This window comes from Azospira sp. (assembly GCF_030247495.1).
Taxonomy (GTDB): domain Bacteria; phylum Pseudomonadota; class Gammaproteobacteria; order Burkholderiales; family Rhodocyclaceae; genus Azospira; species Azospira oryzae.
Genome location: NZ_JAOTRW010000005.1, coordinates 289974 through 316373, shown reverse-complemented (window position 1 = coordinate 316373; position 26400 = coordinate 289974). Strand labels below are relative to the sequence as shown.

General features: G+C 69.8%; 25 protein-coding genes. 20 read left to right on the top strand and 5 right to left on the bottom strand.

The genetic code is table 11. From position 1 onward, the window contains the following. Nucleotides 1–5: 5 nt before the first annotated feature. The 11 genes from OEL49_RS09605 to OEL49_RS09555 all read left to right on the top strand — a co-directional run bounded on the left by OEL49_RS09605 (nt 6) and on the right by OEL49_RS09555 (nt 11687). Nucleotides 6–608 carry a 2-hydroxychromene-2-carboxylate isomerase gene (locus tag OEL49_RS09605; RefSeq protein WP_014236084.1) on the top strand — a complete coding sequence of 201 codons (603 nt, stop codon included), beginning with the start codon at nt 6–8 and terminating at the stop codon, nt 606–608. Nucleotides 609–724: 116 nt separating this feature from the next. Beyond that, complete coding sequence (locus OEL49_RS09600) at nt 725–1309, top strand: TIGR00730 family Rossman fold protein (protein ID WP_014236085.1); 585 nt, start codon at nt 725–727, stop codon at nt 1307–1309. A gap of 132 nt (nt 1310–1441) precedes the next feature. Beyond that, nucleotides 1442–3049 (top strand): carboxyl transferase domain-containing protein, encoded by a 1608-nt coding sequence (locus OEL49_RS09595; RefSeq protein WP_014236086.1) that lies wholly within the window; start codon nt 1442–1444, stop codon nt 3047–3049. A 20-nt stretch (nt 3050–3069) separates the two neighbouring features. Next, complete coding sequence (locus tag OEL49_RS09590) at nt 3070–3861, top strand: enoyl-CoA hydratase/isomerase family protein (protein ID WP_014236087.1); 792 nt, start codon at nt 3070–3072, stop codon at nt 3859–3861. 63 nt (nt 3862–3924) lie between these two features. Further along, nucleotides 3925–5928 carry an acetyl/propionyl/methylcrotonyl-CoA carboxylase subunit alpha gene (locus OEL49_RS09585; RefSeq protein ID WP_014236088.1) on the top strand — a complete coding sequence of 668 codons (2004 nt, stop codon included), beginning with the start codon at nt 3925–3927 and terminating at the stop codon, nt 5926–5928. Nucleotides 5929–6116: 188 nt separating this feature from the next. Further along, a complete protein-coding gene (locus OEL49_RS09580) occupies nt 6117–8417 on the top strand; it encodes a putative bifunctional diguanylate cyclase/phosphodiesterase (RefSeq protein WP_014236089.1) in 2301 nt (766 codons plus the stop codon). A gap of 18 nt (nt 8418–8435) precedes the next feature. Continuing rightward, the gene (locus OEL49_RS09575) at nt 8436–9344 is read left to right on the top strand and encodes a hydroxymethylglutaryl-CoA lyase (RefSeq protein ID WP_014236090.1); all 909 of its coding nucleotides are present in this window, start codon (nt 8436–8438) and stop codon (nt 9342–9344) included. Between the two features lie 62 nt (nt 9345–9406). Further along, nucleotides 9407–9622 carry a DUF1289 domain-containing protein gene (locus OEL49_RS09570; RefSeq protein WP_014236091.1) on the top strand — a complete coding sequence of 72 codons (216 nt, stop codon included), beginning with the start codon at nt 9407–9409 and terminating at the stop codon, nt 9620–9622. Further along, complete coding sequence (locus OEL49_RS09565; RefSeq protein WP_014236092.1) at nt 9619–9813, top strand: DUF1289 domain-containing protein; 195 nt, start codon at nt 9619–9621, stop codon at nt 9811–9813. Before OEL49_RS09570 ends, OEL49_RS09565 begins: the two co-directional genes overlap by 4 nt. Continuing rightward, nucleotides 9813–10748, top strand: coding sequence for an MBL fold metallo-hydrolase (locus OEL49_RS09560; protein ID WP_287874531.1), 936 nt, complete (start codon nt 9813–9815; stop codon nt 10746–10748). Before OEL49_RS09565 ends, OEL49_RS09560 begins: the two co-directional genes overlap by 1 nt. A 90-nt stretch (nt 10749–10838) precedes the next feature. Continuing rightward, entirely contained in the window at nt 10839–11687 is an 849-nt protein-coding gene (locus OEL49_RS09555) for a hypothetical protein (RefSeq protein ID WP_287874529.1), read from the top strand. On the opposite strand, the gene OEL49_RS09550 is transcribed toward OEL49_RS09555, so the two are convergent. Continuing rightward, nucleotides 11684–12847: a M20 aminoacylase family protein gene (locus OEL49_RS09550; protein WP_287874527.1), complete on the bottom strand. Its 1164-nt coding sequence runs from the start codon at nt 12845–12847 to the stop codon at nt 11684–11686. The genes OEL49_RS09555 and OEL49_RS09550 overlap by 4 nt on opposite strands. Before the next feature lie 157 nt (nt 12848–13004). On the opposite strand from OEL49_RS09550, the gene rapZ reads away from it, so the two are divergent. Genes rapZ through OEL49_RS09520 form a run of 6 tightly spaced genes read left to right on the top strand, consistent with a single transcriptional unit; the run spans nt 13005 to nt 17338 of the window. Beyond that, a complete protein-coding gene (gene rapZ, locus OEL49_RS09545) occupies nt 13005–13877 on the top strand; it encodes an RNase adapter RapZ (protein WP_014236096.1) in 873 nt (290 codons plus the stop codon). Continuing rightward, nucleotides 13864–14292, top strand: a complete 429-nt coding sequence (locus OEL49_RS09540; RefSeq protein WP_287874525.1) for a NusG domain II-containing protein — start codon at nt 13864–13866, stop codon at nt 14290–14292. The genes rapZ and OEL49_RS09540 overlap by 14 nt, the downstream gene beginning before the upstream one ends. Then, nucleotides 14273–14848, top strand: a complete 576-nt coding sequence (locus OEL49_RS09535) for a Gx transporter family protein (RefSeq protein WP_152090278.1) — start codon at nt 14273–14275, stop codon at nt 14846–14848. The genes OEL49_RS09540 and OEL49_RS09535 overlap by 20 nt, the downstream gene beginning before the upstream one ends. Continuing rightward, nucleotides 14841–15458 carry a flavin prenyltransferase UbiX gene (locus tag OEL49_RS09530; RefSeq protein ID WP_014236099.1) on the top strand — a complete coding sequence of 206 codons (618 nt, stop codon included), beginning with the start codon at nt 14841–14843 and terminating at the stop codon, nt 15456–15458. Before OEL49_RS09535 ends, OEL49_RS09530 begins: the two co-directional genes overlap by 8 nt. Next, nucleotides 15458–16099, top strand: a complete 642-nt coding sequence (locus OEL49_RS09525) for an LON peptidase substrate-binding domain-containing protein (protein ID WP_014236100.1) — start codon at nt 15458–15460, stop codon at nt 16097–16099. The genes OEL49_RS09530 and OEL49_RS09525 overlap by 1 nt, the downstream gene beginning before the upstream one ends. 18 nt (nt 16100–16117) lie before the next feature. Next, on the top strand, nt 16118–17338 hold the full coding sequence (locus tag OEL49_RS09520) for an MFS transporter (RefSeq protein WP_014236101.1): 1221 nt from the start codon (nt 16118–16120) through the stop codon (nt 17336–17338). 75 nt (nt 17339–17413) lie between these two features. Here OEL49_RS09520 and OEL49_RS09515 read toward each other — a convergent pair whose 3' ends face one another. From OEL49_RS09515 to mutY, 3 genes are all read right to left on the bottom strand, one after another. After that, entirely contained in the window at nt 17414–18121 is a 708-nt protein-coding gene (locus OEL49_RS09515) for a transglycosylase SLT domain-containing protein (RefSeq protein ID WP_014236102.1), read from the bottom strand. Nucleotides 18122–18486: 365 nt separating this feature from the next. Then, nucleotides 18487–20481, bottom strand: coding sequence for a methyl-accepting chemotaxis protein (locus tag OEL49_RS09510; protein WP_287874520.1), 1995 nt, complete (start codon nt 20479–20481; stop codon nt 18487–18489). 207 nt (nt 20482–20688) lie between these two features. Continuing rightward, nucleotides 20689–21750, bottom strand: a complete 1062-nt coding sequence (gene mutY, locus OEL49_RS09505; RefSeq protein WP_287874518.1) for an A/G-specific adenine glycosylase — start codon at nt 21748–21750, stop codon at nt 20689–20691. A 72-nt stretch (nt 21751–21822) separates the two neighbouring features. On the opposite strand from mutY, the gene OEL49_RS09500 reads away from it, so the two are divergent. The 3 genes from OEL49_RS09500 to OEL49_RS09490 are packed head-to-tail and all read left to right on the top strand — an operon-like array spanning nt 21823 to nt 25474. After that, nucleotides 21823–22800 (top strand): AAA family ATPase, encoded by a 978-nt coding sequence (locus tag OEL49_RS09500; RefSeq protein WP_287874516.1) that lies wholly within the window; start codon nt 21823–21825, stop codon nt 22798–22800. After that, nucleotides 22797–24110, top strand: coding sequence for a DUF58 domain-containing protein (locus OEL49_RS09495; protein WP_287874514.1), 1314 nt, complete (start codon nt 22797–22799; stop codon nt 24108–24110). The genes OEL49_RS09500 and OEL49_RS09495 overlap by 4 nt, the downstream gene beginning before the upstream one ends. Then, on the top strand, nt 24107–25474 hold the full coding sequence (locus OEL49_RS09490; RefSeq protein WP_287874512.1) for a DUF4129 domain-containing protein: 1368 nt from the start codon (nt 24107–24109) through the stop codon (nt 25472–25474). The genes OEL49_RS09495 and OEL49_RS09490 overlap by 4 nt, the downstream gene beginning before the upstream one ends. On the opposite strand, the gene OEL49_RS09485 is transcribed toward OEL49_RS09490, so the two are convergent. After that, nucleotides 25441–26385 (bottom strand): alpha/beta hydrolase, encoded by a 945-nt coding sequence (locus tag OEL49_RS09485; RefSeq protein WP_287874510.1) that lies wholly within the window; start codon nt 26383–26385, stop codon nt 25441–25443. The two genes, OEL49_RS09490 and OEL49_RS09485, sit on opposite strands and share 34 nt — an antisense overlap. Nucleotides 26386–26400 lie beyond the last annotated feature (15 nt).

The window sequence follows — 26400 nt, the reverse complement described above, 5'->3', positions numbered from 1 at the left end:
TGGCCATGGCCGAGCCTTTGGAGTTCTACTTCGACTTCTCCTCTCCCTACGCCTACCTGGCCAGCGAGCAGATCGACGCTCTCGCTGCCCGGTACGGGCGCCAGGTCAAATGGCGGCCCATTCTGCTCGGTGTGGTCTTCAGGGCCACCGGCAGCGCCCCCCTGACCGAGATTCCCCTCAAGGGCGACTATTCCCGGCGGGACTTCGACCGCTCGGCCCGCTACCTCGGCCTGCCTTTCCGCTTTCCCAGCAAGTTCCCCCTGCCTACCCAGGCTGCGGCGCGGGCCTACTACTGGTTGCACCAGCAGGACTGCGCCCAGGCCCGGGCCTTTGCCCATGCCGTCTTCCGCGCCCTCTTCGTGCACGACCGGGACATCTCCGATACGGCCGTGGTGACCGAGCTGGCCGTGCAGGCCGGCGCCGATCCGGCGGCCCTGGCTGCCGCCATCCAGAGCGAGGAAATGAAGGCCCGGCTGCGCCAGGAGTGCGATGCCGCCATCGCCCGCGGCGTCTTCGGCGCCCCCTTCATCTTCATCGACGGCGAGCCCTTCTGGGGCGCCGACCGTCTGCCCCAGATCGAACGCTGGCTGGCCCACGGCACCTTCTGAGTGTTTGTCGTGTCCGTCATGACTTTCCACCCCCGGGCAACTGCATCCGCCATGGCCCCTCCCTGCCGCCTCGCGCTATGCTTGTCCGCTTTGGCTTCATCCAAGGTGGAAAGTACATGAAACGAATTTGCGTCTTTTGCGGTTCCAGCTTCGGCAACCGTCCCGAATACCGCCAGGCCGCCGAAGGCCTTGGCACCCTGCTGGCCCGGGAGGGTATTGAACTGGTCTACGGCGGCGGCAACGTGGGTCTCATGGGGGCCGTGGCCGATGCCTGCATGGCTGCCGGCGGCAGCGTCACCGGCGTCATTCCCCAGTCCCTGATGGACAAGGAGGTCGGCCATCCGGGGCTGACGCGCCTGGAGGTGGTGGATTCCATGCACACCCGCAAGGCCCGCATGGCCGAGCTGGCCGATGGCTTCATCGCCCTGCCCGGCGGCTTCGGCACTTTCGAGGAGTTGTGGGAAATCCTCACCTGGGCCCAGCTCGGCTTCCACGGCAAGCCCGCCGCCATCCTCGACGTTGTGGGCTATTACGCGCCGCTGCTGGCCCTGTGCGACCGGGCCCGGGACGAGGGTTTCGTGCGGGAAGTGCATCGCAACCTGCTGCTGGCCGATATCGATCCCGCCGCCCTGCTCAAGCGCATGGCCGCCTATGAACCCCCCAGCGTCATCAAGTGGGTGGAAAAGGAAGGTCAGCTCTAGCCATGAGCCTGCCCCGCACCCTTTCCCTGCCGGCCGCCTTGTCGGGGCCGTGCCGAAATGGAGCGGAGGCTGTCTCCTGGCCGGGGCTGCAACTTGTCCGCATCCACCCCGAACTATAAGAAGCGAGGAGACATGACCATACTAAAAACCCAACTCAATCCCCGGTCCGAGGACTTCCAGCACAACGCCGATGCCATGGCGGGGCTGGTGGCGGATCTGCGCCAGCAGATGGCCCGCATCGCCCTGGGCGGGCCGGAGGCGGCGCGGCAGAAGCACATCGCCCGGGGCAAGCTGCTGCCCCGGGAGCGGGTCAGCGCCCTGCTGGACCCGGGCACTCCCTTCCTGGAGATCGGCCAGCTGGCGGCCCACGGCATGTACGGCGGCGACGTGCCGGCTGCCTCGGTGATCGCCGGCATCGGCCGGGTCAATGGCGTGGAGTGCATGATCGTCGCCAACGACGCCACGGTGAAGGGCGGCACCTACTACCCCATGACCGTGAAGAAGCACCTGCGGGCCCAGGAGATCGCCCTGGAGAACCGCCTGCCCTGCATCTACCTGGTGGATTCGGGCGGCGCCTTCCTGCCCATGCAGGACGAGGTCTTCCCGGACAAGGAGCACTTCGGCCGCATCTTCTTCAACCAGGCCAATCTCTCGGCCCAGGGCATTCCCCAGATCGCCGCCGTGATGGGCTCCTGCACCGCCGGCGGCGCCTACGTGCCGGCCATGTCCGACGAGTCCATCATCGTCAAGGAGCAGGGCACCATCTTCCTCGGCGGTCCGCCCCTGGTGAAGGCCGCCACCGGCGAGGTGGTGACGGCGGAGGACCTGGGCGGGGCCGACGTGCATACCCGCGTCTCCGGCGTCGCCGACCATTACGCCGAGAACGACCAGCACGCCCTGGCCATCGCCCGGCGCATCGTCAAGAACCTCAACTGGCAGAAGCAGCCCTCGGTCAGCCTCAGCGAGCCGGTGGAGCCCCTCTACGCCGCCGAGGAGCTGTACGGCGTCATCCCCACCGACACCAAGAAGCCCTTCGATGTGCGCGAGATCATCGCCCGCATCGTGGACGGTTCCGACTTCGACGAATTCAAGGCCCGCTACGGCACCACCATCGTCTGCGGCTTCGCCCGCATCTGGGGCTACCCGGTGGGCATCGTCGCCAACAACGGCATCCTCTTTTCCGAATCGGCCCTCAAGGCCGCCCACTTCATCGAGCTGTGCGCCCAGCGCAACATCCCCCTGGTGTTCCTGCAGAACATCACCGGCTTCATGGTGGGGCGCAAGTACGAAAACGGCGGCATCGCCCGGGACGGGGCCAAGATGGTGACCGCCGTGGCCACTGCCAAGGTGCCCAAGTTCACCGTGGTCATCGGCGGCTCCTTCGGTGCCGGCAACTACGGCATGTGCGGCCGGGCCTACTCGCCCCGCTTCCTCTGGATGTGGCCCAACGCCCGCATCTCGGTGATGGGCGGCGAGCAGGCTTCCAGCGTGCTGGCCACGGTGAAGCGGGACGGTCTGGAAGCGGCGGGCAAGCAGTGGAGCGCGGAGGAGGAGGAGGAATTCCGCCGCCCCATCCGGGAGCAGTACGAAACCCAGGGCCACCCCTACTACGCCAGCGCCCGCCTGTGGGATGATGGAATCATCGATCCGGCGGACACCCGTCGGGTGCTGGGCCTGGGGCTCTCGGCGGCCATGAATGCGCCGGCGGAAGAGACCCGGTTCGGCGTATTCCGCATGTAACGCACAGGGAGAACAAGACCATGACCTTCAGCTCCATCCTCATCGAAGTGGACGGCCCCGTCGGCATCCTCACCCTCAACAAGCCGGACCGCCACAACGCCTTCGACGAGACCCTGATGGCGGAAATCACCGCCGGCTTGAAGCAGCTGGAAGCCGACCCGGCGGTGCGGGTGGTGGTGCTCTCCGCCACCGGCAAGAGCTTCTGCGCTGGGGCCGACCTCAACTGGATGAAGCGGGCCGCCGGCTACACCCCGGAGCAGAACCTGGCCGACGCCGGCAACCTGGCGGAATTGCTGCGCACCCTCAACACCCTGGCCAAGCCCACCGTGGCCCGGGTCCAGGGCCCCGCCTACGGCGGCGGGGTCGGCCTGGTGGCCGCCTGCGACGTGGCGGTGGCCAGCTACGACGCCATGTTCGCCCTGACGGAAGTGAAGCTGGGCCTCATTCCCGCCGTCATCAGCCCCTACGTCATCGCCGCCCTGGGCGAGCGCCAGTGCCGCCGCTACTTCCTCACCGCCGAGCGTTTTTCCGCCGCCGAAGGCTACCGCCTGGGGCTGCTGCACGAGATCGTGCCGAGCGAGGAGCAGCTGGACGAGGCCGTGGGCGAGATCGTGGACAAGCTGCTGAAGAACGGCCCCGCTGCCCAGGCCGCGAGCAAGGAGCTGATCCGGGCCGTGGCCAACCAGCCCATCGACGATGCCGTGATCGCCGACACCGCCCGGCGCATCACCGCCATGCGGGCCTCGGCGGAAGGCCGGGAAGGCATCGCCGCCTTCCTGGAGAAGCGCAAGCCCCACTGGATCACCGACTGAAGCCGCACCCCACCCCAACATGCCCAAGCCCCCGCGCCTAGACGGGGGCCCGGAGGAGACAAGATGTTCAGCAAGATCCTGATTGCCAACCGCGGCGAGATCGCTTGCCGCGTCATCAAGACCGCCCGCCGTCTGGGCATCCGCACCGTGGCCGTCTACTCCGAGGCCGATGCCAACGCCCGCCATGTGCGCCTGGCCGACGAGGCGGTGCTGCTGGGCCCGGCCGCGGCGCGGGAATCCTACCTGGTGGCCGAGAAGATTCTCGACGCCGCCCGGCGCACCGGCGCCCAGGCCATCCACCCGGGCTACGGCTTCCTCTCCGAGAACGCCGATTTTGCCGAGGCCTGCGCCGCCGCCGGCGTCGTCTTCATCGGCCCGCCCGCCTCCGCCATCCGCGCCATGGGCTCCAAGAGCGCCGCCAAGGCCCTCATGGAAAAAGCCGCCGTGCCCCTCACCCCGGGCTACCACGGCGACAACCAGGAGCCGGAATTCCTCAAGCAGCAGGCCGACGCCATCGGCTACCCGGTGCTGATCAAGGCCGCTGCCGGCGGTGGCGGCAAGGGCATGCGCCTGGTGGACAAGGGCGAGGACTTCATCGCCGCCCTGGCCTCCTGCCAGCGGGAGGCCCGTTCCTCCTTCGGCAACGACCAGGTGCTGGTGGAGAAGTACATCACCCGGCCGCGCCACATCGAAATCCAGGTCTTCGGCGACAGCCAGGGCAACTGCGTCTATCTCTTCGAGCGGGACTGCTCGGTGCAGCGCCGCCACCAGAAGGTGCTGGAAGAGGCCCCGGCGCCGGGCATGACGCCGGAGCGCCGTCGCCAGATGGGCGAGGCCGCCGTGGCCGCTGCCAAGGCCGTCGGCTACGTCGGTGCCGGCACCGTGGAATTCATCGCCAACCAGGACGGCTCCTTCTACTTCATGGAGATGAACACCCGCCTGCAGGTGGAGCACCCCGTCACCGAAATGATCACCGGCCAGGACCTGGTGGAATGGCAGCTGCGGGTCGCTGCCGGCGAAGCCCTGCCGCTGCGCCAGGAGCAGCTGCAGATCCGCGGCCATGCCCTGGAGGCCCGCATCTACGCCGAGGACGCGGGCAAGGGCTTCCTTCCCTCCACCGGTCGCCTGCTGCACCTGGTGCCGCCGGCCGAGGGCCTCAATGTGCGGGTGGACACCGGCGTCGAGGAGGGCGACGAGATCACGCCCCACTACGACCCCATGATCGCCAAGCTGATCGTCTGGGACGAGGACCGGGAGGCCGCCCTGGCCCGCATGCGCCAGGCCCTGGCCGACTACCGGGTGGTGGGCGTCACCACCAACATCGACTTCCTCTCCCGTCTGGTGTCCTGCCCCGCCTTCGCCGGCGCCGACCTGGACACGGGCCTGATCGAGCGGCAGCAGGACTTCCTCTTTCCCGAGAGCCCGGAAGTGCCGCGGGACGTCATCCTCACCGCCACCGTGGCCGAGCTGCTGCGGGAGCGGGATCTGGCGGCCCAGCAGGGCCGGCGCAGCGGCGATCCCTGGTCGCCGTGGAACCGGCGCGACGGCTGGCGCATGAACATTGCCGCCCGCCGCACCGTCAGCTTCCGGGTCGGCGAGACCCAGGTGGACGTGGGCGTGGCCTATGCCGGCGAGGACTGGCAGCTGACCCTGCGCAACGACACCCTGCTGGTCCGGGGCCGCCTGCTGGCCCACGACCGGCTGGCGGTGGAGCTGGAAGACCGGCGCTTGATGGCCAGCGTGGTGGCCGTGGCTGAGAAACGCCACGTCTTCCTCAACAGCGGCACCTACGTCATCGAGCGCCACGATCCCCTGCACCTGGTGGAAGCCGGCGGCGCCCAGGGCGGCGGCCTCACCGCCCCCATGCCGGGCAAGGTGGTGGCCCTGCTGGCCCAGCCGGGGCCGGTGGCAAAGGGAACGCCCCTGCTGATCCTGGAGGCCATGAAAATGGAGCACACCATCACGGCGCCGAAGCAGGGCAATCTCAAGGGCTTCCGCTATGCCGTTGGCGAGCAGGTTGCCGACGGGGCCGAGCTGGTGGATTTCGCGCCGGAAGCGGCGGCCTGAACGGAGCATACCCCGGAGATCGGCGACAGTAGCCATTCTCCGGGGATAGTGCCGCAACAATAAGGCTTGGCGCGCGTCCCGGGGCTGCTATGATGGCGGATAGTCTTCGCCGGTTTTGCACCCCAGGAACGGGGCCCTGGTCCGCCCGCCCCTTGAGCCGTTCAGGTTTCCTCAGGTATGCCGCCACCATGCTGAAAAAACTTGCCAGACTGTTCCTCCTCCACGAGCCGGAAGCGCCCGAACTGGGCGAGCCGGTGTGGCGACAGAGCGCGCTGCGCATCATCCTCATCTCCGGCATCTGCCTCGAGTTCCTGGTGGCGGCCCACAGTTCCTGGCAGGCCATCGGCCTCGGGCTGTACCACATCCCCGTCATCGTCACCGGCTTCTACCTGCTGCTGGCCGCGGCCATCTATGCCGCCCTGCGCAACGTGCGCCTGGGTGCCGGCTTCCTGCTGCTCACCATCTACGCCGCCAGCCTGCACATCCTCTTCTTCGTCGACGTCTTCGAGATAGCCAAGCTCGGCATCATCTTCGCCTACAGCGCGCCCCTGGTGGCCCGCCTGTTCTTCGGCATGCGCTCGGCCGTGCTCATGATGCTGCTCAACACCCTGCTCTTCGCGGTGCTGCTGCGCAACCAGCCCCTGCTCAATCCCCTGGGACCCCAGTACTCCATCACCCTGCCCGAGAGCCACGCCTACATCCAGACCCTGGTCTTCCTCTTCTTTAACCTGTGCGTGCCCCTGGCCGTCTTCCGCGCCCTCCAGGCCCTGGAATTCCGCGGCGTGCAGCTGGCGGTGAGCAATCAGCGGCTGTCCCGCAGCAACAGCGTCTTCCGCGACATGTTCGACCACTCCGGCATGGCCCTGCTCATCTGCGGCCGCGGCGGCCACATCATCAAGGCCAACACCCAGGCGGCCCAGCTCCTGGGGGTGAGCAGCGAGCAGCTGGAAGAGGGGCAGAACATGCAGCGCTACCTGGGCATCTGGGGCCGCAAGCCGGAGGAGCTGGGGGGCGAGCGCCAGGTGCGGCGCCCCGACGGCCAGCTGCGCTGGGTCACGGTGCAGCCCCGGCGTCTGGAGCACGACGGCAATTTCCTGGTCATCCTGCGGGACGACACCCCCCTGCGGGAAGCCAAGCTGGCCCTGGCCCGCAGCGCCGCCAACGCCTCCTACCTGGAACTGCACGACACCCTCACCGGCCTGCCCAACCGGCAATACCTGCGCCAGCGTTTCGAGGAACTGGGCCAGGCGGGGGAGGAGCGGGCCTGGGCCCTGCTCAACCTGCGCCTGACCAATCTGCGGGCGGTGAACGACCGCCTCGGTCCGGCCATCGGCGACGCCCTGCTGCGGGCCTACGGCCAGGCCCTGGCGGAGCACCTGCCGGCCGACGCCTTCCTGGCCCGCACCGCCGGGGTGACCTTCGCCCTGCTGCTGCCCCTGGAGCCGGGGGAGGCGCCCGAAGCCCGGGCCCGGGGCCTGCTGCAGCAACTGCCCCGGGAGCTGGCCCTGCCCGACAGCGGCCTGGCGGTGCCGGTGCCGGTGGCCGTGGGCGTCACCGCGGCGCGGCTGGATGAGGGCGCGGACGAGGCCCTGCAGCGGGTGCAGACGGCCCTGGAGCTGGCGCGCAACCTGCCCGAAGGCAGCGTCGCGGTGCTGGATCAGGAAATGGAGCAGCGCCACCACCGCCAGCTGGATCTGGAACTGGCCCTGCGGGAACTGGACGACAGCGGCCTGGAGCTGGTGTACCAGCCCAAGTGCCTGGCCGACGGCAAGGTGCTGGGCTTCGAGGCCCTGCTGCGCTGGCAGCACCCGCGCCTGGGGGCGGTGAGCCCGGCGGAGTTCATTCCCCTGGCGGAGCGCACCGGCCTCATGCACCGCCTCACCGATTTCGTCCTGGAGCAGGTGTGCCGCCAGCTCCAGCGCTGGCAGGGCGAAGGCTGCCGCCTGCTGCCGGTGGCCATCAACCTGTCGGCCCTGGACATCGTCCGTCCCGACATCGTGCACCGCCTGGGGGAGACCCTGGCCCGGCACCACATTCCGCCGGCCCTGGTGGAGATCGAGATCACCGAGACCGGCCTCATCCGCGACGAACGGCTGGCGGTGGAGAATGCCCAGGCCCTGCGGGAGCGGGGCTTCGCCCTGCTCATCGACGACTTCGGTACCGGCTATTCCTCCCTCTCCAAGCTCAACGAATTCCCCGTCTCCGCCATCAAGATCGACCGCTCCTTCATCGCCGACCTGCCCGGCCAGGAGAAGAAGGCCCTGATCGTCAAATCCATCCTGTCCCTGTCCCGGGTGCTGGGCTGCGCCACCGTGGCCGAAGGGGTGGAGACCCGGGAGCAGCTCGACTTCCTCACCGCCCTGGGCTGTACCGCCTACCAGGGCTATTACTTCCACCGTCCCCTGCCGGCCACCACCGCCGGCGGCCTGCTGGAGCGGCAGCCGGGGCCCGCCCCCGGCGAGGCCCTCATGTCGCCCCTGCCGGCCTGACCCTAGCGGAGACTGACCATGCCCCTACCCACCCACGTCAAGATCGTCGAGGTCGGCCCCCGGGACGGCCTGCAGAATGAAAAGCAGGTGGTGCCCACGGCGGTGAAGATCGAACTGATCGAACGCCTGGCCGCCGCCGGCCTGCCGGCGGTGGAGGCCACCTCCTTCGTCTCCCCCAAGTGGGTGCCCCAGATGGGGGACAACAGCGAGGTGCTGCGCGGCATCCGCCAGCAGCCCGGGGTCGCCTACCCGGTGCTGACGCCCAACCTGAAGGGCTTCGACTCGGCGGTGGAGGCCGGAGCCACCGAGGTGGCCATCTTCGGTGCCGCCTCCGAGGCCTTTTCCCAGAAGAACATCAACTGCTCCATCGCCGAAAGCCTGAAGCGCTTCGAGCCCATCGTGTCCGCCGCCTCGGCCCTGGAGATCAAGGTGCGGGGCTACGTCTCCTGCGTTGTCGGCTGTCCCTACGAGGGCGCCGTGGCGCCGGAGAAGGCCGCCGAAGTGGCGAAGATCCTCTACGACATGGGCTGCTACGAAGTCTCCCTGGGCGACACCATCGGCGTCGGCAATCCGGCCAGCGTTTCCCGCCTGCTGGAGGCCTGCGCCCGCCACGTGCCCATGGCCAAGCTCGCCGGCCACTACCACGACACCTACGGCATGGCCGTGGCCAATATCTACGCTTCCCTGCAGCTGGGCCTGGCGGTGTTCGACGCCTCCGTCGCCGGCCTGGGCGGCTGCCCCTACGCCAAGGGCGCCTCGGGGAACGTGGCCACGGAAGACGTGGTCTATCTGCTTGAGGGCCTGGGCATCAGCACCGGCATCGACCTGCAGCGGCTGGTGGAAGCCGGCGCCTTCATTTCCGCCCACCTGGGGCGGGAGTCCGCCTCCAAGGCCGCCCGGGCCCTGCTGGCCAAGTGCGCCGGCTGAAACGGAACCCCCCGTAGCGGGCCGGGTCTACCCCGGCCCCTTTTTTGTCGGACGAGACTGTCATGGCCGTTGCCTCACCCTGCATCAACATCTGCCAGATGGATGCCGCCTCCGGCCTGTGCCGGGGCTGCCTGCGCACCCTGGAGGAAATCGCCGCCTGGGCCGGCGCTGCGGACGAAGCGCGCCTGGCCGTGCTGGCCGCGGTGGAAGAGCGCCGGCAGGCTCAGGAATCCCCCTGCTGCTGCCGTCGGCAGCGGCCATCAGTGAGTCTGCCATGAGCGAACAGGACAACCCCTGCATCGGTATCTGCACCATGGAGGACGGCTACTGCATCGGCTGCGGCCGCAGCGAGGCCGAGATTTTCGGCGACGGGGAGCCGCTGCCGGTCCCCCAGCCGTTGCCGTCGGCTGAGCCGGAGGCGCCCCTGCCGGCCAATGTGCAGGCCGAACTCGGCCCAGGCAGCGACTGATGGCATCCTCCCGATCCGTGGCGCCGCCGCCCCGGCTGCCCGCTTCCCTGCTGGTGCTGGAGCGGGGCTGGCTCTCCTCCAACAACGTTCTCTGTATCGAGGATGAAGAAGCGGCCCTGGTGGACAGCGGCTACGTCACCCACGCCGCCCAGACCCTGGCCCTGGTGGAAAAGGCCCTGGACGGCCGCCGCCTGACCCGCCTCATCAACACCCACTCCCACTCCGACCACATCGGCGGCAATGCCGCCTTGAAGCACGCCACCGGCTGCCGGGTGCTGGTGCCCGCCGGCATGGCGGCGACCATCGCCGAGTGGGACGAGGAGGCCCTGCTGCTCTCGCCCCTGGGGCAGCAGGCGGCCCGCTTCCAGCACGACGCCACCCTGGCCGCCGGCGACCGGCTGACCCTGGGCGGCCTGGAATGGCAGTCCCTGGCCGTGCCCGGCCACGACATGGACGCCCTGGCCTACTTCAATGCCGACCAGGGCATCCTCATCTCCGGCGACGCCCTGTGGCAGGACGGCTTCGGCGTCATCTTCGCCGAACTGCTGGGAGGCGACGGCCTGCGCACCACCCGCCAGACCCTGGACATGCTGGCCGCCCTGCCCATCCGGGCGGTCATTCCCGGCCACGGAGCCCCTTTTGCCGACATCGGCGAAAGCTTCGAGCGGGCCTATTCCCGCCTGGCCGGCTTCGAGAGTTCCATCGAACGCCTGGCCCGTCACGCCCTCAAGGTGATGCTGGTCTTCTACCTGCTGGAAAAGCGCCGGGTGCAGCGCCGCGAACTGCCGGGTCTCATCGCCAGCCTCAGCTTCCCCCGCTCCGTGGCCGCCCGCTACCTGGCCATGGACGAGGAGGAAACGGCGGAATGGCTCACCGCCGACCTGCTGCGGGCCGGCGTGCTGCAGGAAGAAGAGGGCTGGCTGGTGGCGCGTTAACCTAGCTTTACGTTTCTGGCATGACTTCTGCATGGAAGTCGGGCATGAGCCACCCGCGGCAGACTTTGCCGCGCCGCCAGGAGACGATTGATGAGCACCACCTCTGCCCTTGCCGCAGTCAGCGGCTATGCCAGTATTAGCCGCATTTCCGCCGCAGCCCTGGGCCGCCAGCGGGATGTCGCAGAGGCTGGCGCCACCCCGGCGGCAGCGGCGGCCAGTGCCAGCGTCACCATTTCCAGCGCCGCCCGGGAGGCGGCAAGAAATGACACCAGCCAGGGCCTGAAGCTGCCGGATGCGGAGTACTGGATGAGCCGGGACTTTCCCGAGGACATCATGGCCGAAGCCCGGGCCCGGCTGGAGCAGCGCCAGCCGGCCCCCGGCGGCGGTTATCTGCCGGACAGCGTCGCCAACCTGCCCCTGCTGCCGGAGAACGAGGCCCTGTTGCAGCAGTTCCGCCAGGAGATGAAGGAAATCGGGCACAACAATCCGGACCCGGAAAAGCAGGCCCGCTTCAACCGCCTGCTCAATCTGTCGATGAAGGTCCAGATCGATGGCTGGAAGGCGCCCATGACCGAAGCCGACGCCCAGCGCGAACTGGACATTTCCCAGGCCATGGGTGTCTTGATGGCGGATCAGCCGCAAGCGGAGCCGGCGGCCGGGGACGACACGCCCCGGGTCTGGGACCCCATGGCTGGCTGGAAGACCCGCTGGCAGCAGGAAGGACTGGAAATGCCCGAAGTGACGGAGGCGGTGACGCCACAGCGTTCCCTGTGGCTGCAACTGGCCGAGGGGGCCGGCGTCGCTCAGGATGAGTTTGTCGCCCGGGCCCGGGAACTGGCATCCGGCCTGTCCGGCAATGATCTGACCCGGGCCCTCGAACAGTTCATCAGCGAACGTTACGTGGCCTTCCGCGCCGGCCAGGCAGGGACAGCGGCCTAGACCGGCTTGAGGGCGGTCTCGGCCAGGCTGACCCAGTAGGAAATACCCACCGCCAGGGCCTCGTCGTTGAAGTCGTAGTGGGGGTTGTGCAGGGTGCAGCCGCCGGTGCCCGGGCCGTTGCCCAGCCAGACGTAGCAGCCGGGCTTTTCCCGCAGCATGTAGGCGAAGTCCTCGGCGCCCATGGAGGGCAGGGCGTCGGTGATGACCCGCTCGTGGCCCAGCACGGCCCGGGCGGCGTGGCGGCAGACTTCGGTTTCGGGGCCGGAATTGACCGTGGGCGGATAGCGGTGGTCGAAGGTGACGCCGATCTGGGCCCCGGTGGCGGCGGCGACGCCGCTGACCAGACGCTCGATGGCCCGCTCCACCGTTTCCTGCACTTCCGGCTTGAAGGTGCGGATGGTGCCGCGCAGGACGGCGTCGTCGGGAATGATGTTCCAGGCCGAGCCGGCGTGGAACTGGGTGACCGAGACCACCGCCGATTCGCAGGGATGCAGGGTGCGGCTGACCACGGTCTGCAGGGCCTGCACCAGCTGGCTGCCGGCGACGATGGGGTCCACCCCCTGGTGGGGCATGGCGGCGTGGCAGCCGTGGCCGCGGATGGCGATCTCGAAGGCGCAGGTGCCGGCCATCACCGGGCCGGGCATGATGGCCATCTCCCCCAGGGGGATGCCGGGCCAGTTGTGCAGGCCGTACACCGCGTCCACCGGGAATTTCTCGAACAGGCCGTCCTCGATCATGACGGCGGCGCCGCCTTCCGATTCCTCGGCGGGCTGGAAGATGAAGACCACGGTGCCGTCGAAGTTGCGCTGCTCCGCCAGCCAGCGGGCCGCCCCCAGCAGCAGGGCGGTGTGGCCGTCGTGGCCGCAGGCGTGCATCTTTCCTTCGTGACGGGAGCGGTGGGGGAATTCGTTCTTTTCCTCCAGGGGCAGGGCGTCCATGTCGGCGCGCAGGCCGATGGCGCGCTTGGAACTGCCATTCCTGAGGACGCCGACCACACCGGTTTTGGCGATGCCCCGGTGCACCTCGATGCCGTAGCGTTCCAGCTCCCGGGCCACGATGTCGGCGGTGCGGCTCTCGTCGAAAGCCAGTTCCGGATGGGCGTGGATGTCCCGGCGCAGGGCGGTCAGTTCGGGCAGGAAGGGAATGCTGAGCAGGTGCATGGCGATGAACTTGCGTGACGGTCGGTGATCGAACCGGGGCCCAACAGTGTATGCCGCCCCGGCTTGATCGCGAAAGCCCCCGCCGCTATGCTCCGGGGACCGGGCGCCCGCGCCGGCCCGCCCTTTATCCATCCGCCTTCCGACTGCTCTCCACCCCATGCATCTGGTCCTCATCTCCGGCCTCTCCGGCTCCGGCAAGTCCATCGCCCTCAACGTCCTCGAAGACGGCGGCTACTACTGCGTGGACAACCTGCCCTCGGAGCTGCTGCCCCAGCTCATCGACTCCCTTTCCGCCCAGGGCTACAGCAAGGTCGGGGTGGCCATGGACGTGCGCGGCGGCGCCGGCATCCGGGAGCTGCCGCGGCTGCTGGATAGCCTCAAGGCCAAGGTGGAGCTGCGCTTCCTCTTCCTCGACGCCAAGGACGAGACCCTGCTCAAGCGCTTCTCCGAGACCCGCCGCCGCCATCCCCTGGCCACCGAGTCCCGCACCCTGGTGGAGGCCATCCGGGAGGAGCGGGAGCTGCTGGAAGAGATCGCCCTGCTCGGCCACCACATCGACACCAGCGACCTCAAGGCCGCCACCCTGCGCGACTGGGTGCGCCAGTTCATCGCCGCCGACGCCAGCCACGGCCTGACCCTGCTGTTCCAGTCCTTCGGCTTCAAGCACGGCATTCCCCTGGACGCGGACCTGGTCTTCGACGTGCGCTGCCTGCCCAATCCCCATTACGACCCGGACCTGCGCCCCCTCACCGGCCGCGACCAGCCGGTGATCGACTACCTGGAAGCCCAGGAGGACGTGGGCCGCATGGCGGCGGACATTTTCCATTTCGTTTCCCAGTGGCTGCCCAGCTATGTGCGCGACAGCCGCAGCTATCTGACGGTGGCCGTGGGCTGCACCGGTGGCCAGCACCGCTCCGTGTACCTGGCCGAGTGGCTGGCCCGCCAGTTCCGCGACGGCGAAGACGAGGGCGGCAACGATGGCCTGCGGGTGTTGCTGCGTCACCGGCAGTTGTCCGATGCCGCCAAGTGAGCCGGCGGCGGCGGCCGCTCCCTCCCTGGGCCAGCGCTGGCAGGAATGGCGCCACCTGCTGCGTCCCGGCGACTGGCTGACCCTGGGCCTGGGGGCCGTGCTCTGCGCCGGCCTCTTTCCCCTGGCCTGGCAGGGCGGGGCGGCGGAAAAGGCGGTGGTGCGCAGCGGCGGCCAGGTCTTTGCCGAAGTGGATTTGAAACAGCGCCGCACCCTGGAAGTGCCCGGCCCCCTGGGCCGCACCGTCATTGCCGTGGAGCCCGGCCGGGCCCGCATCGCCGCCGACCCCGGGCCGCGCCAGTACTGCGTGCGCCAGGGCTGGCTGGCCCGTCCCGGCGAGATCGCCATCTGCGCCCCCAACCACGTCAGCCTGCAGATCGCCGGCCGCACCTCCGCCTATGACTCCCTCAGCTACTGACGCGGACTGCCGCCGGGTGCTGCGCATTCCCCTCAGCGCCGAGGACCACCGCATCGCCCGCCTGGCGGCGGCGGCCATCGGCCTCTCCCTCATCGACGCCGCCATTCCCACGCCCCTGCCCGGGGTCAAGCCGGGGCTGGCCAACATCGTCACCCTCATCGTCCTGGCCCGCTGCGGCTGGCGGGCTGCTGCCTGGGTGACGGGCCTGCGGGTGCTGGCCGGCAGCCTGCTGCTGGGCCAGTTCCTGGCTCCCGGCTTCTTCCTTTCCGCCACCGGCGCCCTGTTCAGCCTGCTGGCCCTGGGGGCGGCGCGGCACCTGCCGGGGCGCTGGTTCGGCCCGGTCAGCCTGTCGGTGATTGCCGCCTTCGCCCACATGGCCGGGCAGATCCTCCTGGCCCGGGCCTGGCTCATCCCCCATGACGGGGTCTTTCTCCTGGCGCCCCTGTTCGCCTGCGCCGCGCTTTTCTTCGGCACGGTGAACGGCCTCATCGCCGCCCGTTTCCTCTCCACCCCCCTGGCGGCCGAAGCGGCCGCCGCGGAGCCCGCCCATGTCTAAGACCGTCTGCCTCGCCTTCACCGGCGCCTCCGGCCTGCCCTACGGGGTGCGCCTGCTGGAATGCCTGCTTGCCGCCGGCTGCCGCGTCCAGCTGCTTTACTCCCAGGCTGCCCAGATCGTCGCCAAACAGGAGATGGACCTGGAGCTGCCCTCCCGGCCCCAGGAGGTGGCGGCCTATTTCCGCCAGCGCCATGCCGACCTGCCGGGGCGCCTGGAGGTGTACGGGCGGGAGGAATGGTTTGCCCCGGTGGCCTCCGGTTCCAATCCGCCGGATGCCATGGTGGTCTGCCCCTGTTCCATGGGCACCCTGGCGGCCATCGCCCAGGGCCTCTCGGACAACCTCATCGAGCGGGCCGCCGACGTGGTGCTGAAGGAGCGCCGCCTCCTGGTGCTGGTACCCCGGGAGACGCCCTTTTCCTCCATCCACCTGGAGAACATGCTGCGCCTGTCCCAGGCCGGGGCGGTGATCCTGCCGCCCAATCCGGGCTTCTACCATCACCCGCAGAGCGTGCAGGAGATCGTGGATTTCGTCGTCGCCCGCATCCTCGACCAGCTGGCGGTGCCGCACCGGCTCATGGCCCGCTGGGGCGAAGCCGGGGAGGAGGGCTGATGGGCTGGCTGGAACGACTGCTGGGCAAGGAACCCGCCGGCCAGGCGACGCCCGAGGTGCTGGAAATCCCCCTCTTTCCCCTGCACACGGTGCTGTTTCCCGGCGGCGTGCTACCCCTCAAGGTGTTCGAGCAGCGCTACCTGGACATGGCCAGCGACTGCATGAAGAACAAGCGGCCCTTCGGCGTCTGCCTCATCGCCGAGGGCAAGGAAGTGGGGGCCCCGGCGGCGCCCCACGGGGTCGGCACCCTGGCCTTCATCCGCCAGTGGGACATGCCCCAGCTGGGCATCCTGCATCTCACCGTGGCCGGCGACCACCGCTTCCGCATCCTGGAACGCGAAACCCAGGCCGACGGCCTGCTGCGGGCCCGGGTGGAAGTGCTGGAGGAGGCGCCCTTCACTCCGGTGCCGGAAGGGCTGGCGCCCCTGGTGCCCCTGCTGGAACAGATCGCCGCCGACCTGGGGCCGGAGCGCCTGCCGCCGCCCCACGCCTTCGACGACGCCAGCTGGGTCGGCTACCGCCTGTCCGAGGTCATGCCGGTGCAGCCCCTGGCCCAGCAGAAGCTGCTGGAACTGGAAGACCCGCTGTCCCGCCTGGAAATCCTCTACAAGTATCTGGCGCCCAAGGGCCTGGTGTCCTAGGGCGCCCCCGTCGTCGCCGTGACCGTTCCTGCCGCTTTCCCCTGGCGTCTGGTGCTGCTCTGCTGCGGTGCCGAGATACTCACCATGCTGGGTTTCGCCCTGGTGCCGACCCTGCTGCCCACCTTCACCGCCGAATGGGGGCTCTCCGCCACCGAGGGCGGCTGGCTCGGCGGCGTCTTCTTCCTCGGCTACATCACCGCCGTGCCCCTGCTGGTGAGCCTCACCGACCGCTACGACGCCCGCCGCATCTACCTCCTGGCGGCCAGCCTCTCCGCCCTGGCCCTGGCCGCCTTCGCCCTTTTCGCCCGGGGCTTCGTGCCCGGCCTGCTGTGCTGGCTGGTGGCCGGCTTCGGCCTGGCCGGCACCTACATGCCGGGCCTGCGGGCCCTTACCGACCGCCTGCCGGTGGCTTTCCAGTCCCGGGGCACGGCCTTCTACACCGCTTCCTTCGGTACCGGCGCCGGCCTTTCCTACCTGCTGCTGGAAGGCCTGGGCCGCCTGCTGCCCTGGCCCCTGCTGTTTGCCCTGGCGGCGGCTGCGGTGGCTGCCGCCGTGGCCCTGATCGCCTTCGCCCTGCCGCCCAAGCTGCCTGCCACTGCCGCCGGCAGCGGCGACGGCGGCTGGCGCAGCGTGCTGCGGGACCGGCGCATCCTGGCCTTCTGCGGCGCCTACTGCGGCCACAACTGGGAGCTGTTCGGCTTCCGCTCCTGGCTGGTGGCCTACCTCACCTGGTCCCACCTGCAGACGCCCTCGGCTTTGACGGCGGCTCCGGGCATCGTCGCCGCCCTGGCCACCTTCCTCGCCGTGCCGGCCAGCATCCTGGGCAACGAGGGCGCCCATCGCTGGGGCCGCACCGTCTGGTTGCGCCGGGTGATGAACCTGTCCGCCGCCATGGCCCTGCTGGTGGCGCTGATGGGCAATGTGGGCGGCCACGGCTGGTGGGCCATGGTGCTGCTGCTGGCCTACGCCGCCACCATGAACCTGGATTCGGCCGCCATGACCGCCGGCCTGCTCACCGAAACGCCGCCGGACCGGCGCGGCAAGGCCCTGGCCCTCTACGCCTGCATCGGCTTCGCCGGCGGCTTCGTCGGCCCGGTGGCCTTCGGCATGGCCCTGGACGCCTTCGGCCGGCACGGGGTCGGCGGCTGGAGCGCCGGCTTCGTCACCCTGGCCCTGGGCATCGGCCTGGCCCGGCTCAGCATCGGCCTGGTGGATAAAAAGGGGCCGGCGGCGACCTGAGCCTGAAGAAAGGCACGCCCCAATGCAAAAGGCCTGACGCAAGGTCAGGCCCGATGGGGTGGGGACGGCGTGGCCTCAGCCGCGGCCGAGGCGGCGGTTGGCCGCATCCTCAAGGCGCTGCTTCTCGGAGAGGACCTTGGTGGCGTAGGTCTGGTCCTCGTCCCGGGTGGCGCCGGCAAACTGCTGCAGGCCTTCCATGAGGCCGCCGTTGCGGCGGATGGCCTCTTCCAGGGCCAGGGAACCGACCCGCACATTGGTCACCGGGTCCAGCAGGGGCGCCTTGCCGGCGTTGGCCGGCAGCTTGTCCTTGTGGAAGCGGGGGATCACCTGCATCAGGCCCTGGGCACCCATGACACTCTGGGAGAAGGGATTGAAACGGGATTCGACGCCGATGACGGCGACGATCAGCAGGGGGTCCAGGCTCAGTTCCTGGCTGGTGCTCTGCACGGCGTGGAAAATGGGACGCAGGGCATCGGCGGAAACCCGGTAGCGCTGGGCCACATAGCCCAGGGCCGCCCGCATGCGGGGGCTGAGGGGCTCGTCGGCAGCGGGGTCGGGAGCGACGGCGGCCAGGGCCGGGGCCTGAATCACTTCGGCGGCGGCAACGCCGGCCTCGGTTTCGGCTTCGGCCGTGTTTTCGGCGCCGTTCAGTGCGTTTTCGGCGAACAAGGGGCTGGCCGTCACCAGCAGGGCCAGGACGGCCACCACCAGACAGACCTGCAGCAGGTTGAAGGCGCAACTGACGCGCCGGGACATGTACTTGAGCGAGAAGGTGGAAGACATGCGCTCTCTCTCCTTTCCTGTGGCCACCGCGTCGACAACCTCGGGACGCGAATACGGTGACAGTGGGGTTCAAGAAATCGGGAGGCGGCAGAAGCGCCTCCGCAGTCGGCCCGGTTGGAGGGAAGGGCAGTCGCCTCAGCAGAGGGGAGGCGGGTAAGGGACCGACTGAAAAAAATAACGCCGCGAAGCGGCGATGTGCGCACTATATTGATTCTATTGGGATTTGTCAAGAATGGCCGGCATCCCGCACCAATGCAGGCCTTGCCGGCGGGGCCGTTGCAGGCGCCGCCGGTTGGCCGCCGTTCCCGGGACCGATACAAAAAAGCCCGGCCGGAGCCGGGCTTGGTCGGGAGCCCAGACATGCCTCAGAGGCTGAAGCGCTGGGTGTCCCGTTGCAGATTGTCGGCGGCCGCCACCAGCTTGGCGGCCCGTTCCAGATTGGCCTGGGCGGCGTAGCCGGTCTCTTCGGCCATGCTGGCCACCTGCTCGATTTCCCGGGCGATGCTTTGGGCGGCACCGGACTGTTCCCGGGTGGCGCCGGCAATGTCCTGGATGGCGTTGCTGACCTGGGCCGAGCGCTGGGAAACCCGGGTCAGGGCCTCCTCCAGCTGGCGGGAGGCCTGGACCGAGTCGGCAGCCCGGGTCACGGCCTGGGCGATGGTGTCCTGCACCGTGTTCACGCCCACGCCCACCTGGGAGAGGATGCTGGAGATTTCCTGGGCGGTATGGCCGGACTGCTCCGCCAGCTTGCGCACCTCGTCGGCCACCACGGCGAAGCCGCGGCCCGCCTCGCCGGCCCGGGCCGCCTCGATGGCGGCGTTGAGGGCCAGCAGGTTGGTCTGTTCGGCGATGCCCTTGATGGCGGAGAGGGCGTGCTCGATTTCCTGGGAACGGCGCCCCAACTCGCCCACCTGCTCTGCCGAATGCCGCACGGCATCGGCGGTCTGGCCCATGGCGCTGATCGCCTGGCTGACCGTGCCCAGGCTGGAGTCGGCCACCTGGCGTGCCTCTTCGGTGAGGGCCAGGGCCGCCTGGGCGCTTTCGGCCACCAGGTGGATGCTGGCGGAAAGCTCCTCGGCGGAAGCCGACATGGAGGCGGCCGCTTCGCTCTGGCTGGCGGTGGCGCCGTTGAGTTCGCCCGAGGCGTCGGAGATTTCGGCGGCGGTGCCGTTCAGGGTCTGGCTGGTGCTCTGCAGATTGGCGATCAGGCCACGGATGGCGGTGATCGCCTGGCCCAGGGCACGGGACAGCACATCCACCTCGTTGCGGCTGGCCTCGGCGCCCCGGAGCTGCACCGACAGGTCGCCGTCGCCCAGGCGGTTGGCGGCCTCCACCACGGCGGTCACCGGCTTCAGGCGCTGCTGGGCGAGGAGGGCGATGGCCAGCATGAGGGCGATGCCGAGTACCAGGGCCAGGGCCAGCACCTGGTTGCGCAGGGCCAGGGTGTCTTCGGTGAATTCGTCGGTCCAGGAGCCGATGGCGGCGATCCAGTGCAGCTCGGGCAGTTCCTTGACCACCACGATCTTGTCCCGCTCCCGGCCCTCCTTGTCCTTCCACTTGTATTCCACCACCCCGTTGCGCTTGGCGTTGAGCAGGTCGGTGACGTGCTTGGCCATGGGGCCGGCTTCGCCGGTCTTCTTGCCTTCCAGGGTGGGGTGGATGATGTAGACGCTCTCCGTCTGGTCGCCGTAGGGCTGGGAAATGATGTAGGGGTAGCCGCTCTTGCCCACCGTCAGGCCCAAGAGCTTCTTCTTCAGCAGGGCAATGTTGTCCTCCGCGTCCAGGCGCAGGGTGATGCCCCCCAGGACCTTGCCGCTGTCGTCCTTGATCGGCATGGCGGCCAGGGCGTACATCTTGCCGTTGCGCTGGATGGTGCCGGCGTAGGGCTCGCCCCGGTTGAGATAGGCCACATATTCCTCCTTGTCGGAGAGGGCCTCGCCGTTGCGGGATTCGCCGGCCGCGTTCTTGAGCAGGGTGGCACCCCGGTAGTAGCGCTCGCCGCTGCGGATGACGAAGGACGGCTCCCGGCCCGGGTTGGCCTTGCGGTAGGCCTCCAGCAGGGGGGTGTTGCCGTTGATGGGCGTATTGCCCAGCAGCAGTTCCGGCAGCTGTTCCTTGCCGGTGGCGATGCTGCGGCCGCTGGCCCGGATGTGTCCGTCCAGGGAGCGCTCGAATACCCGCAGGTTGTCCAGGGCCCGCAGTTTCAGGGTCTCCTGGGCGAATTCCAGGGTGGTGACGATGAGGGCAGTCTGCTCCTGCAGGGACTGCTCGGTCTGCTTGATGGCGGCCTCGCGGGCCAGGTAGGTGACGACGCTGCTCAATACGGCAACCATCACGGCCACGGCAATGGCGGCTGCCACCAGGATCTGCCTGGATAACGGGAAATTTTTCATGAAAGGCTCGGCGATGCTTCTTGTTTGTTATTGGAAAGCCTCGCGGATGAACACCTCCCTGCACCGCGAAGCCGGGCGCTTTTTAACACGCCCCCAGGCCCCGCCGGTATGCACTAGTTAATAGATTGAACTGACGAAAGCTGACCGGGAGCTGGCCGGGAAGCGGCGCCCAGACTAGAACAGCGGTGCTTGCAGCAGCTTGCGCAGGGGCGTCGGCAGGGCCGCCGTGGCCATGTCCTGCCAGGGCAGCCATTCCCAGCCCGGCTCCCCAGCCGTGGCTACCGGTGCCACCTGGCACAGCAGGGGCGTCAGTTCCAGGCGGAAGTGGGTGAAGGTGTGGCGGATCGGCGGCAGGGCCTGCTCCGCCTGCAGTCGCAGGCCCAGGCCGAGGGCCAGGCTGGCCGCGCTTTCCCCCGGTGCCAGCTCGGGCAGGGCCAGCAGGCCGCCCCAGATGCCGCTGGGGGGGCGGCGCTGCAGCAGCAGGCGCGGGCCGTCGCTGAAGATCACCGCCGTCACCCGGCGCTCCGGGATGACCTTGCCCGGCCGGGCCTCCGGCAGTTCCTCCTGGCGCCCCTCGCGGCGGGCGACGCAGATTTCCTGCATGGGGCAGATGGCGCAGGTGGGCTTGCCCCGGCTGCACAGGCTGGCTCCCAGGTCCATGATGCCCTGGGTGTAGATCTCGATTTCCCCCGGACCGTGGGGCAGCAGGGATTCGGCCAGCTGCCACAGGCCCTTCTCCACCTTGGGGATGCCGGGAAAGCCGCTGACGCCGAAACAGCGGCACAGCACCCGCTTGACGTTGCCGTCCAGGATGGCGCCCCGTACCCCGTAGGCGAAGGCGGCGATGGCCGCCGCCGTGGAGCGGCCGATGCCCGGCAGTTCGGCGATGCGCTCCGGCTCCCGGGGGAAGCGGCCGCCGTGTTCCGCCATCACCCGCACGGCGCAGGCGTGCAGGTTGCGCGCCCGGGCGTAGTAGCCCAGGCCGGCCCACAGCTCCAGCACCCGCTCCACGGGCGCCGCCGCCAGGTCCGCCAGGGTCGGGAACTCGGCCAGGAAGCGGGCGTAGTAGGGCATCACCGTGGTCACCTGGGTCTGCTGCAGCATGATTTCCGAGAGCCAGATGGGATAGGCGTCCCGGGTCTGCTGCCAGGGCAGGTCGTGACGGCCGTGGCGCTTCTGCCAGGCGATCAGGCGGGGGGCGAATTCGGCGACGGGATCGGGGGCGGTCTTGGGCACGGGCTGCTCGGGACTGATGGGAAAGCGTTCAAGGGCGCCATTCTACCGCCCGCCGCCGGATTGCCCGGGGCCATGCCGGCGGGCTACACTGCGGCCCATTCCAACGACATGAACGCTGCCGCCTCCATGCAGACCATCCAGACCCTCATCGACAACGTGGAACAAGTGATCATCGGCAAGCGCCCGGTGATCGAACTGGCCGTGGTCGCCCTGCTCTGCCGCGGCCACCTGCTGCTGGAGGACGTACCGGGCACCGGCAAGACCATGCTGGCCCGGGCCCTGGCCAAGTCCGTGGCCCTCGACTGCAAGCGCCTGCAATGCACGCCGGACCTGCTGCCCTCCGATGTCACCGGGGTGCCGGTGTTCAACCAGAAGACCACGGAATTCGAGTTCCGCCCCGGCCCGGTGTTCACCAACATCCTCCTGGCCGACGAAATCAACCGGGCCACGCCCCGGGCCCAGTCGGCCCTGCTGGAGTGCATGGAGGAATTCCACGTCAGCGTGGACGGCCACACCTACCCCCTGCCGCCGGTTTTCATGGTCCTGGCCACCCAGAACCCCATCGAGATGGCCGGCACCTACGTGCTGCCCGAGGCCCAGCTGGACCGCTTCTTCATGCGCCTGTCCACCGGCTATCCCAGTGCGGCGGAGGAAGCCCGCATCCTGCGCGCCCAGGCCCACGGCCATCCCATCGAGCGGCTGCAGGCCGTGCTCGGCGAGGCGGAACTGCTGGCGGCACGCCAGGCGGTGAGCGAGGTGCATGTGGAAGATTCCCTGGCCGACTACGTGGCCCGCCTGGTGGCGGCCACCCGGGTCCATCCGGACCTGCGCCTGGGCGCCAGTCCCCGGGGCACCCTGGCCCTATGCCGGGCGGCCCAGGGTCTGGCCCTGTTGCAGGGTCGCGACTATGTCAGCCCGGAGCTGGTGAAGACAGTGGCTCGGCCGGTGCTGGCCCACCGCCTCATCCTGCGGCCCCAGGCCGCCGCCCAGGGACGCCATGCGGAAGCGGTGCTGGCGGACATCCTGAACCAGGTGCCGGCCCCCGTATGAGCGACTCCCGGGCGCCGGAGACGCCCCTGCCCCTGGCGTTCGACGGCCGGCCCCTGGCCGGCTGGCTGGGGCGGCACCGGCGCGCCCTGATCCTGGCCGGTCTCACCCTGGTGGCCTACACGGCCGCCCTCAACCGGGTGCAGGCCCTGCTGTGGGCGGTGGCCGCCCTGTTCCTCGCCACCCTGGCGGCCGGCGTGGTCTGGCCCCACTGGCTGGTGCGCCGTCTGGCGGCGGAGCGCGGCGGCCCGGTGCGGGCCGCCGAGGGCGAGCCGCTGCAACTGACGGTGACGGTGCACAACCGGGGCCTGCTGCCCCGCTTCATGGTGGAACTGGTGGACCGCCTGCCCTTCGTCGGCGCGGCGGCTGGCGCGCCTCTGGCCGAGGTGGTGCTGGGCCAGGTGGCCTGGGTGCCGGGGGGCGGCACGCGCCAGTTCAGCGTCACCCTGCAGGCGGAAAAGCGGGGCCTCTACCAGCTCGGCCCGGTGGGTCTGGCCTCCAGCTTTCCCCTGGGGCTGGCCGAGGCCCGCCAGGGGCGCAACGCTGGGCTCACCTCCCTGGTCATCTATCCCCGGATCTTCCCCATCGTCGCCCTGCCCCTGCGCGGCACGCCCACCCTGATCCACCGGGGCGCCCTGCAGTTGCCGGAGGGGGCCGGCAGCAGCGAGTTCTGCGGCCTGCGGGAATACCGCCGGGGCGACAACCCGCGCCACATCCACTGGCCCAGCAGCGCCCGCAATGCCGAACTGATGGTGCGGGAGTTCGAGCCCCTGGCCTCCGCCAGCCTGTGTCTGGTGCTGGATTGCCAGGCCGCCTCGGAGCTGGGCCGGGGCCGGGATTCCAGCTTCGAGGTGGCGGTGCGCATCGCTGCCTCCCTGGCCCGCTACGCCACCGGCAACGGCCTGCCGGTGCGGCTCCTGGGCGCCGGCCGGCAGCCCCTGGAGATCGGCGCCGGCTGCGGCGAACTGCACTTCCAGGAAATGCTGGATGCCCTCGCCGTGGTGGCGGCGGACGGCGACACGCCCTACGCCCAGGTGCTGGAGCAGGCCGCCGCAGCCCTGACGCCGGGGGAGACCGTGATCAGCTTCCACAACGAGCCGGCCGTGCCCGGGGGCGGCCAGGCGACGTTGGGGGCCCTGGCCCAGCTGCGGCAGCGGGGCGCCCATCTGCTGGCCCTGCGCTTCATCCCCGAAAGCTTCACCGGCGCCACCGCCTGGGGCAGCGACGGCCTGACCGGCGGCCTCATGGAACTGGGCGCCCGGGTGCTGCCGGTGCGCCGGGGCGACGATCTGCTGGCCCTGTTCAATCCATGACCCGCCCTGCCGCCGCCCCCGCGCCCCTCACCTACGGCCCCGCCTACCTGGGGCTGTACGCCTGCCTGACCCTGGGGGTCATGTGCAACTGCTTCCTCGACATCCAGTACGGCCATTTCGGCTTTGAGGTGACGCTGTGGGCCCTGCTGTTCGGCCTGACCCTGTTCCTCGGCTGGCGCCAGCAGGGCGTGGCCAGCGAGCTGGGGCGGGGCTGGCAGAAGGCGGTGCTGGTCATGGCCGGCGTGCTCTTCTTCCTCATTCTCCTGCCCGTCTGGGGCATGCCCCGGGGCGGCCTCTACCTGCTGTGCGGCATGCAGGCGGCGCAGAACTGCATCAGCATCAGCCGCCGCCATTTCTACATGGGCCTGCTGGTGTCGGCGGTGCTGGTGCTGTTCGCCGCCGCCCACTACCGGGCCGACTGGACCATGCTCTTCTATCTGCTGCCCTATGTGCTGGCGGTGGTGCTGAGCCTGGTGGCGGAGCAGGTGGATCGCCGCTCCCGCCAGGTCCAGGCCCAGGCCCTGGGCGACGGCCGCGTTGCCGGCCAGGGCCTGGCAGCGGTGACCGCCGCCCTGGTGATCCTGGGGCTGGCGGGCCTGTTCTATGCCATCACGCCCCAGGTCTCCTGGGCCGATCTCTCCTGGAAGCACGGCCTGCCCGGCGGGGTGCAGTTGGGCGAGAGTCCGGCCGGCGGCGCTGGTGGCGGCAGCGGTGGCCATGGGGCAGCCGGCGGCAGTGGCGGGGGCGGCGCCGGGGAGGCCGGTCCGCTCCGTTCCGCCTGGCCCGGTCCCGGGGAAATGCGCCTGGCCGCCCGCCGGCCCGGCATGCCCGAGTGGCAGGCCAGCGCCATCAACCATCTGGCGGATTGGCTGGAGCAGCTGACGCAGGCCACGGCCCCGGCCTGCGAGGCGGTGGAAGACTGGTGGGAGCGCTTCAAGCAATGGATGCAGGAGCATCTGCAGGAAGTGGTCCAGACCCTGCTGGCGCTGCTGCTGTTGGCCCTGGTGCTGGCCTATTGGCTGCTGGCACGGGAGACGGGGCCGCTGGCCTGGCTGCGCACCCGCCTCGATTATCTGCGCCTGGGCCTGGGCGGGCGCCACGGGGCAGGGGGGCGCGGCATCCGCCAGTACTTCCATGCCGCCGAACGGCTCTTCGCCTACTACGGCGAACCCCGGGCCGCCGCCCAGGGCCCCCGGGAATACGGGCGCCAGCTGCACCGCCGCTACCCGGATCTGGCCGAGGAGCTGCATGTGCTGACGGGCTATTTCGACATCGTCAGCTACAGCGGCCGGGAGCCCCGGCCCCAGGCCCTGGCAGCCATGCGCCAGGCCTACCGGCGCATCTTCCAGGCGCTGACGGACTGACTGGCGCCGGGAGTCGCCGGCTCCGATTCGCCCGGATGGAGATGGGCGGCCAGGAATTCCAGCAACCGGGGCATCTGCTCCTCCACCTCGCCGTAGCTGTCGTGGCTGCCGGGCACCACCAGCAGCTCGGCTGCGGTGTCGCCCCGGGCGGCGAGGATGGCCCGGGCTTCGGCCAGGGGCACGGTGTCGTCGGCGTCGCCATGGACCAGCAGCACCGGGCAGCGGGCCCGGGCGATGCTGCGGATGGGGGCAATGGCGTCGAAGTGGTGGCCGATGGTCCGCTCCACATAACGCAGGATGTACCAGCCCAGGGGCAGGTAGGGGATGTGCAGGGCCCGCAGCCAGCGCCGCATCATGGCCGCCGGGTGGGCGAAGGCGGCGACGCTGACGGCGGCGGCCAGATCGTCGCGGCGGGAAGCCACCAGCAGGGCGGCGCCGGCACCGACGGAATGGCCGAGCACTGCCAGGCGCCGGCCGTCCGCCTCCGGCTGGCCGGGCAGCCAGTCCAGGGCCGCTTCCAGGTCTTCGGCGAAGCGGGGCAGGGAGGCGAAAGTGTCGGCCTCGCTGCGGCCGTGGCTGCGGGCGTCGAGCAGCAGCACGGCGTAGCCGGCCCGGTGCAGGGGCGCCGCCAGGGGCAGCATCATTTCCGCGTTGCCGCCCCAGCCGTGCAGCACCGCCACCGTGGGGGCGGCGACAGTGGCGGCGGGAATCATCCAGGCGAAGAGGCGCTTGCCCCGGGGCCCGGCGATGGCGCACTCACGAAAGGGCAGGCCCAGATCGCCCGGGCTGCCTTGTTCCGGGACCATGGGGGCCTGCAGGCCGCGCCGGATGGCCCAGTGCAGGCCGGCACGGCCAAGAAGAAGGGCCAGTGCGGCCCCCAGGGTAGGGAGCAGCCACTGGCCCGTATCCATTGCGTTACGGCCCGC

What these genes read in the sequence shown, in the direction of transcription:
- OEL49_RS09525 (WP_014236100.1), top strand. Translation starts at nt 15,458, where the DNA reads ATGGGCTGGCTGGAACGACTGCTGGGCAAGGAACCCGCCGGCCAGGCG.
- OEL49_RS09600 (WP_014236085.1), top strand. Translation starts at nt 725, where the DNA reads ATGAAACGAATTTGCGTCTTTTGCGGTTCCAGCTTCGGCAACCGTCCC.
- rapZ (WP_014236096.1), top strand. Translation starts at nt 13,005, where the DNA reads ATGCATCTGGTCCTCATCTCCGGCCTCTCCGGCTCCGGCAAGTCCATC.
- OEL49_RS09515 (WP_014236102.1), bottom strand. Translation starts at nt 18,121, where the DNA reads ATGTCTTCCACCTTCTCGCTCAAGTACATGTCCCGGCGCGTCAGTTGC.
- OEL49_RS09565 (WP_014236092.1), top strand. Translation starts at nt 9,619, where the DNA reads ATGAGCGAACAGGACAACCCCTGCATCGGTATCTGCACCATGGAGGAC.
- OEL49_RS09560 (WP_287874531.1), top strand. Translation starts at nt 9,813, where the DNA reads ATGGCATCCTCCCGATCCGTGGCGCCGCCGCCCCGGCTGCCCGCTTCC.
- OEL49_RS09490 (WP_287874512.1), top strand. Translation starts at nt 24,107, where the DNA reads ATGACCCGCCCTGCCGCCGCCCCCGCGCCCCTCACCTACGGCCCCGCC.
- OEL49_RS09590 (WP_014236087.1), top strand. Translation starts at nt 3,070, where the DNA reads ATGACCTTCAGCTCCATCCTCATCGAAGTGGACGGCCCCGTCGGCATC.
- OEL49_RS09495 (WP_287874514.1), top strand. Translation starts at nt 22,797, where the DNA reads ATGAGCGACTCCCGGGCGCCGGAGACGCCCCTGCCCCTGGCGTTCGAC.
- OEL49_RS09605 (WP_014236084.1), top strand. Translation starts at nt 6, where the DNA reads ATGGCCGAGCCTTTGGAGTTCTACTTCGACTTCTCCTCTCCCTACGCC.
- OEL49_RS09555 (WP_287874529.1), top strand. Translation starts at nt 10,839, where the DNA reads ATGAGCACCACCTCTGCCCTTGCCGCAGTCAGCGGCTATGCCAGTATT.
- OEL49_RS09575 (WP_014236090.1), top strand. Translation starts at nt 8,436, where the DNA reads ATGCCCCTACCCACCCACGTCAAGATCGTCGAGGTCGGCCCCCGGGAC.
- OEL49_RS09535 (WP_152090278.1), top strand. Translation starts at nt 14,273, where the DNA reads ATGACTCCCTCAGCTACTGACGCGGACTGCCGCCGGGTGCTGCGCATT.
- OEL49_RS09595 (WP_014236086.1), top strand. Translation starts at nt 1,442, where the DNA reads ATGACCATACTAAAAACCCAACTCAATCCCCGGTCCGAGGACTTCCAG.
- OEL49_RS09580 (WP_014236089.1), top strand. Translation starts at nt 6,117, where the DNA reads ATGCTGAAAAAACTTGCCAGACTGTTCCTCCTCCACGAGCCGGAAGCG.
- OEL49_RS09540 (WP_287874525.1), top strand. Translation starts at nt 13,864, where the DNA reads ATGCCGCCAAGTGAGCCGGCGGCGGCGGCCGCTCCCTCCCTGGGCCAG.
- OEL49_RS09585 (WP_014236088.1), top strand. Translation starts at nt 3,925, where the DNA reads ATGTTCAGCAAGATCCTGATTGCCAACCGCGGCGAGATCGCTTGCCGC.
- OEL49_RS09500 (WP_287874516.1), top strand. Translation starts at nt 21,823, where the DNA reads ATGCCGGCGGGCTACACTGCGGCCCATTCCAACGACATGAACGCTGCC.
- OEL49_RS09485 (WP_287874510.1), bottom strand. Translation starts at nt 26,385, where the DNA reads ATGGATACGGGCCAGTGGCTGCTCCCTACCCTGGGGGCCGCACTGGCC.
- OEL49_RS09550 (WP_287874527.1), bottom strand. Translation starts at nt 12,847, where the DNA reads ATGCACCTGCTCAGCATTCCCTTCCTGCCCGAACTGACCGCCCTGCGC.
- OEL49_RS09570 (WP_014236091.1), top strand. Translation starts at nt 9,407, where the DNA reads ATGGCCGTTGCCTCACCCTGCATCAACATCTGCCAGATGGATGCCGCC.
- OEL49_RS09530 (WP_014236099.1), top strand. Translation starts at nt 14,841, where the DNA reads ATGTCTAAGACCGTCTGCCTCGCCTTCACCGGCGCCTCCGGCCTGCCC.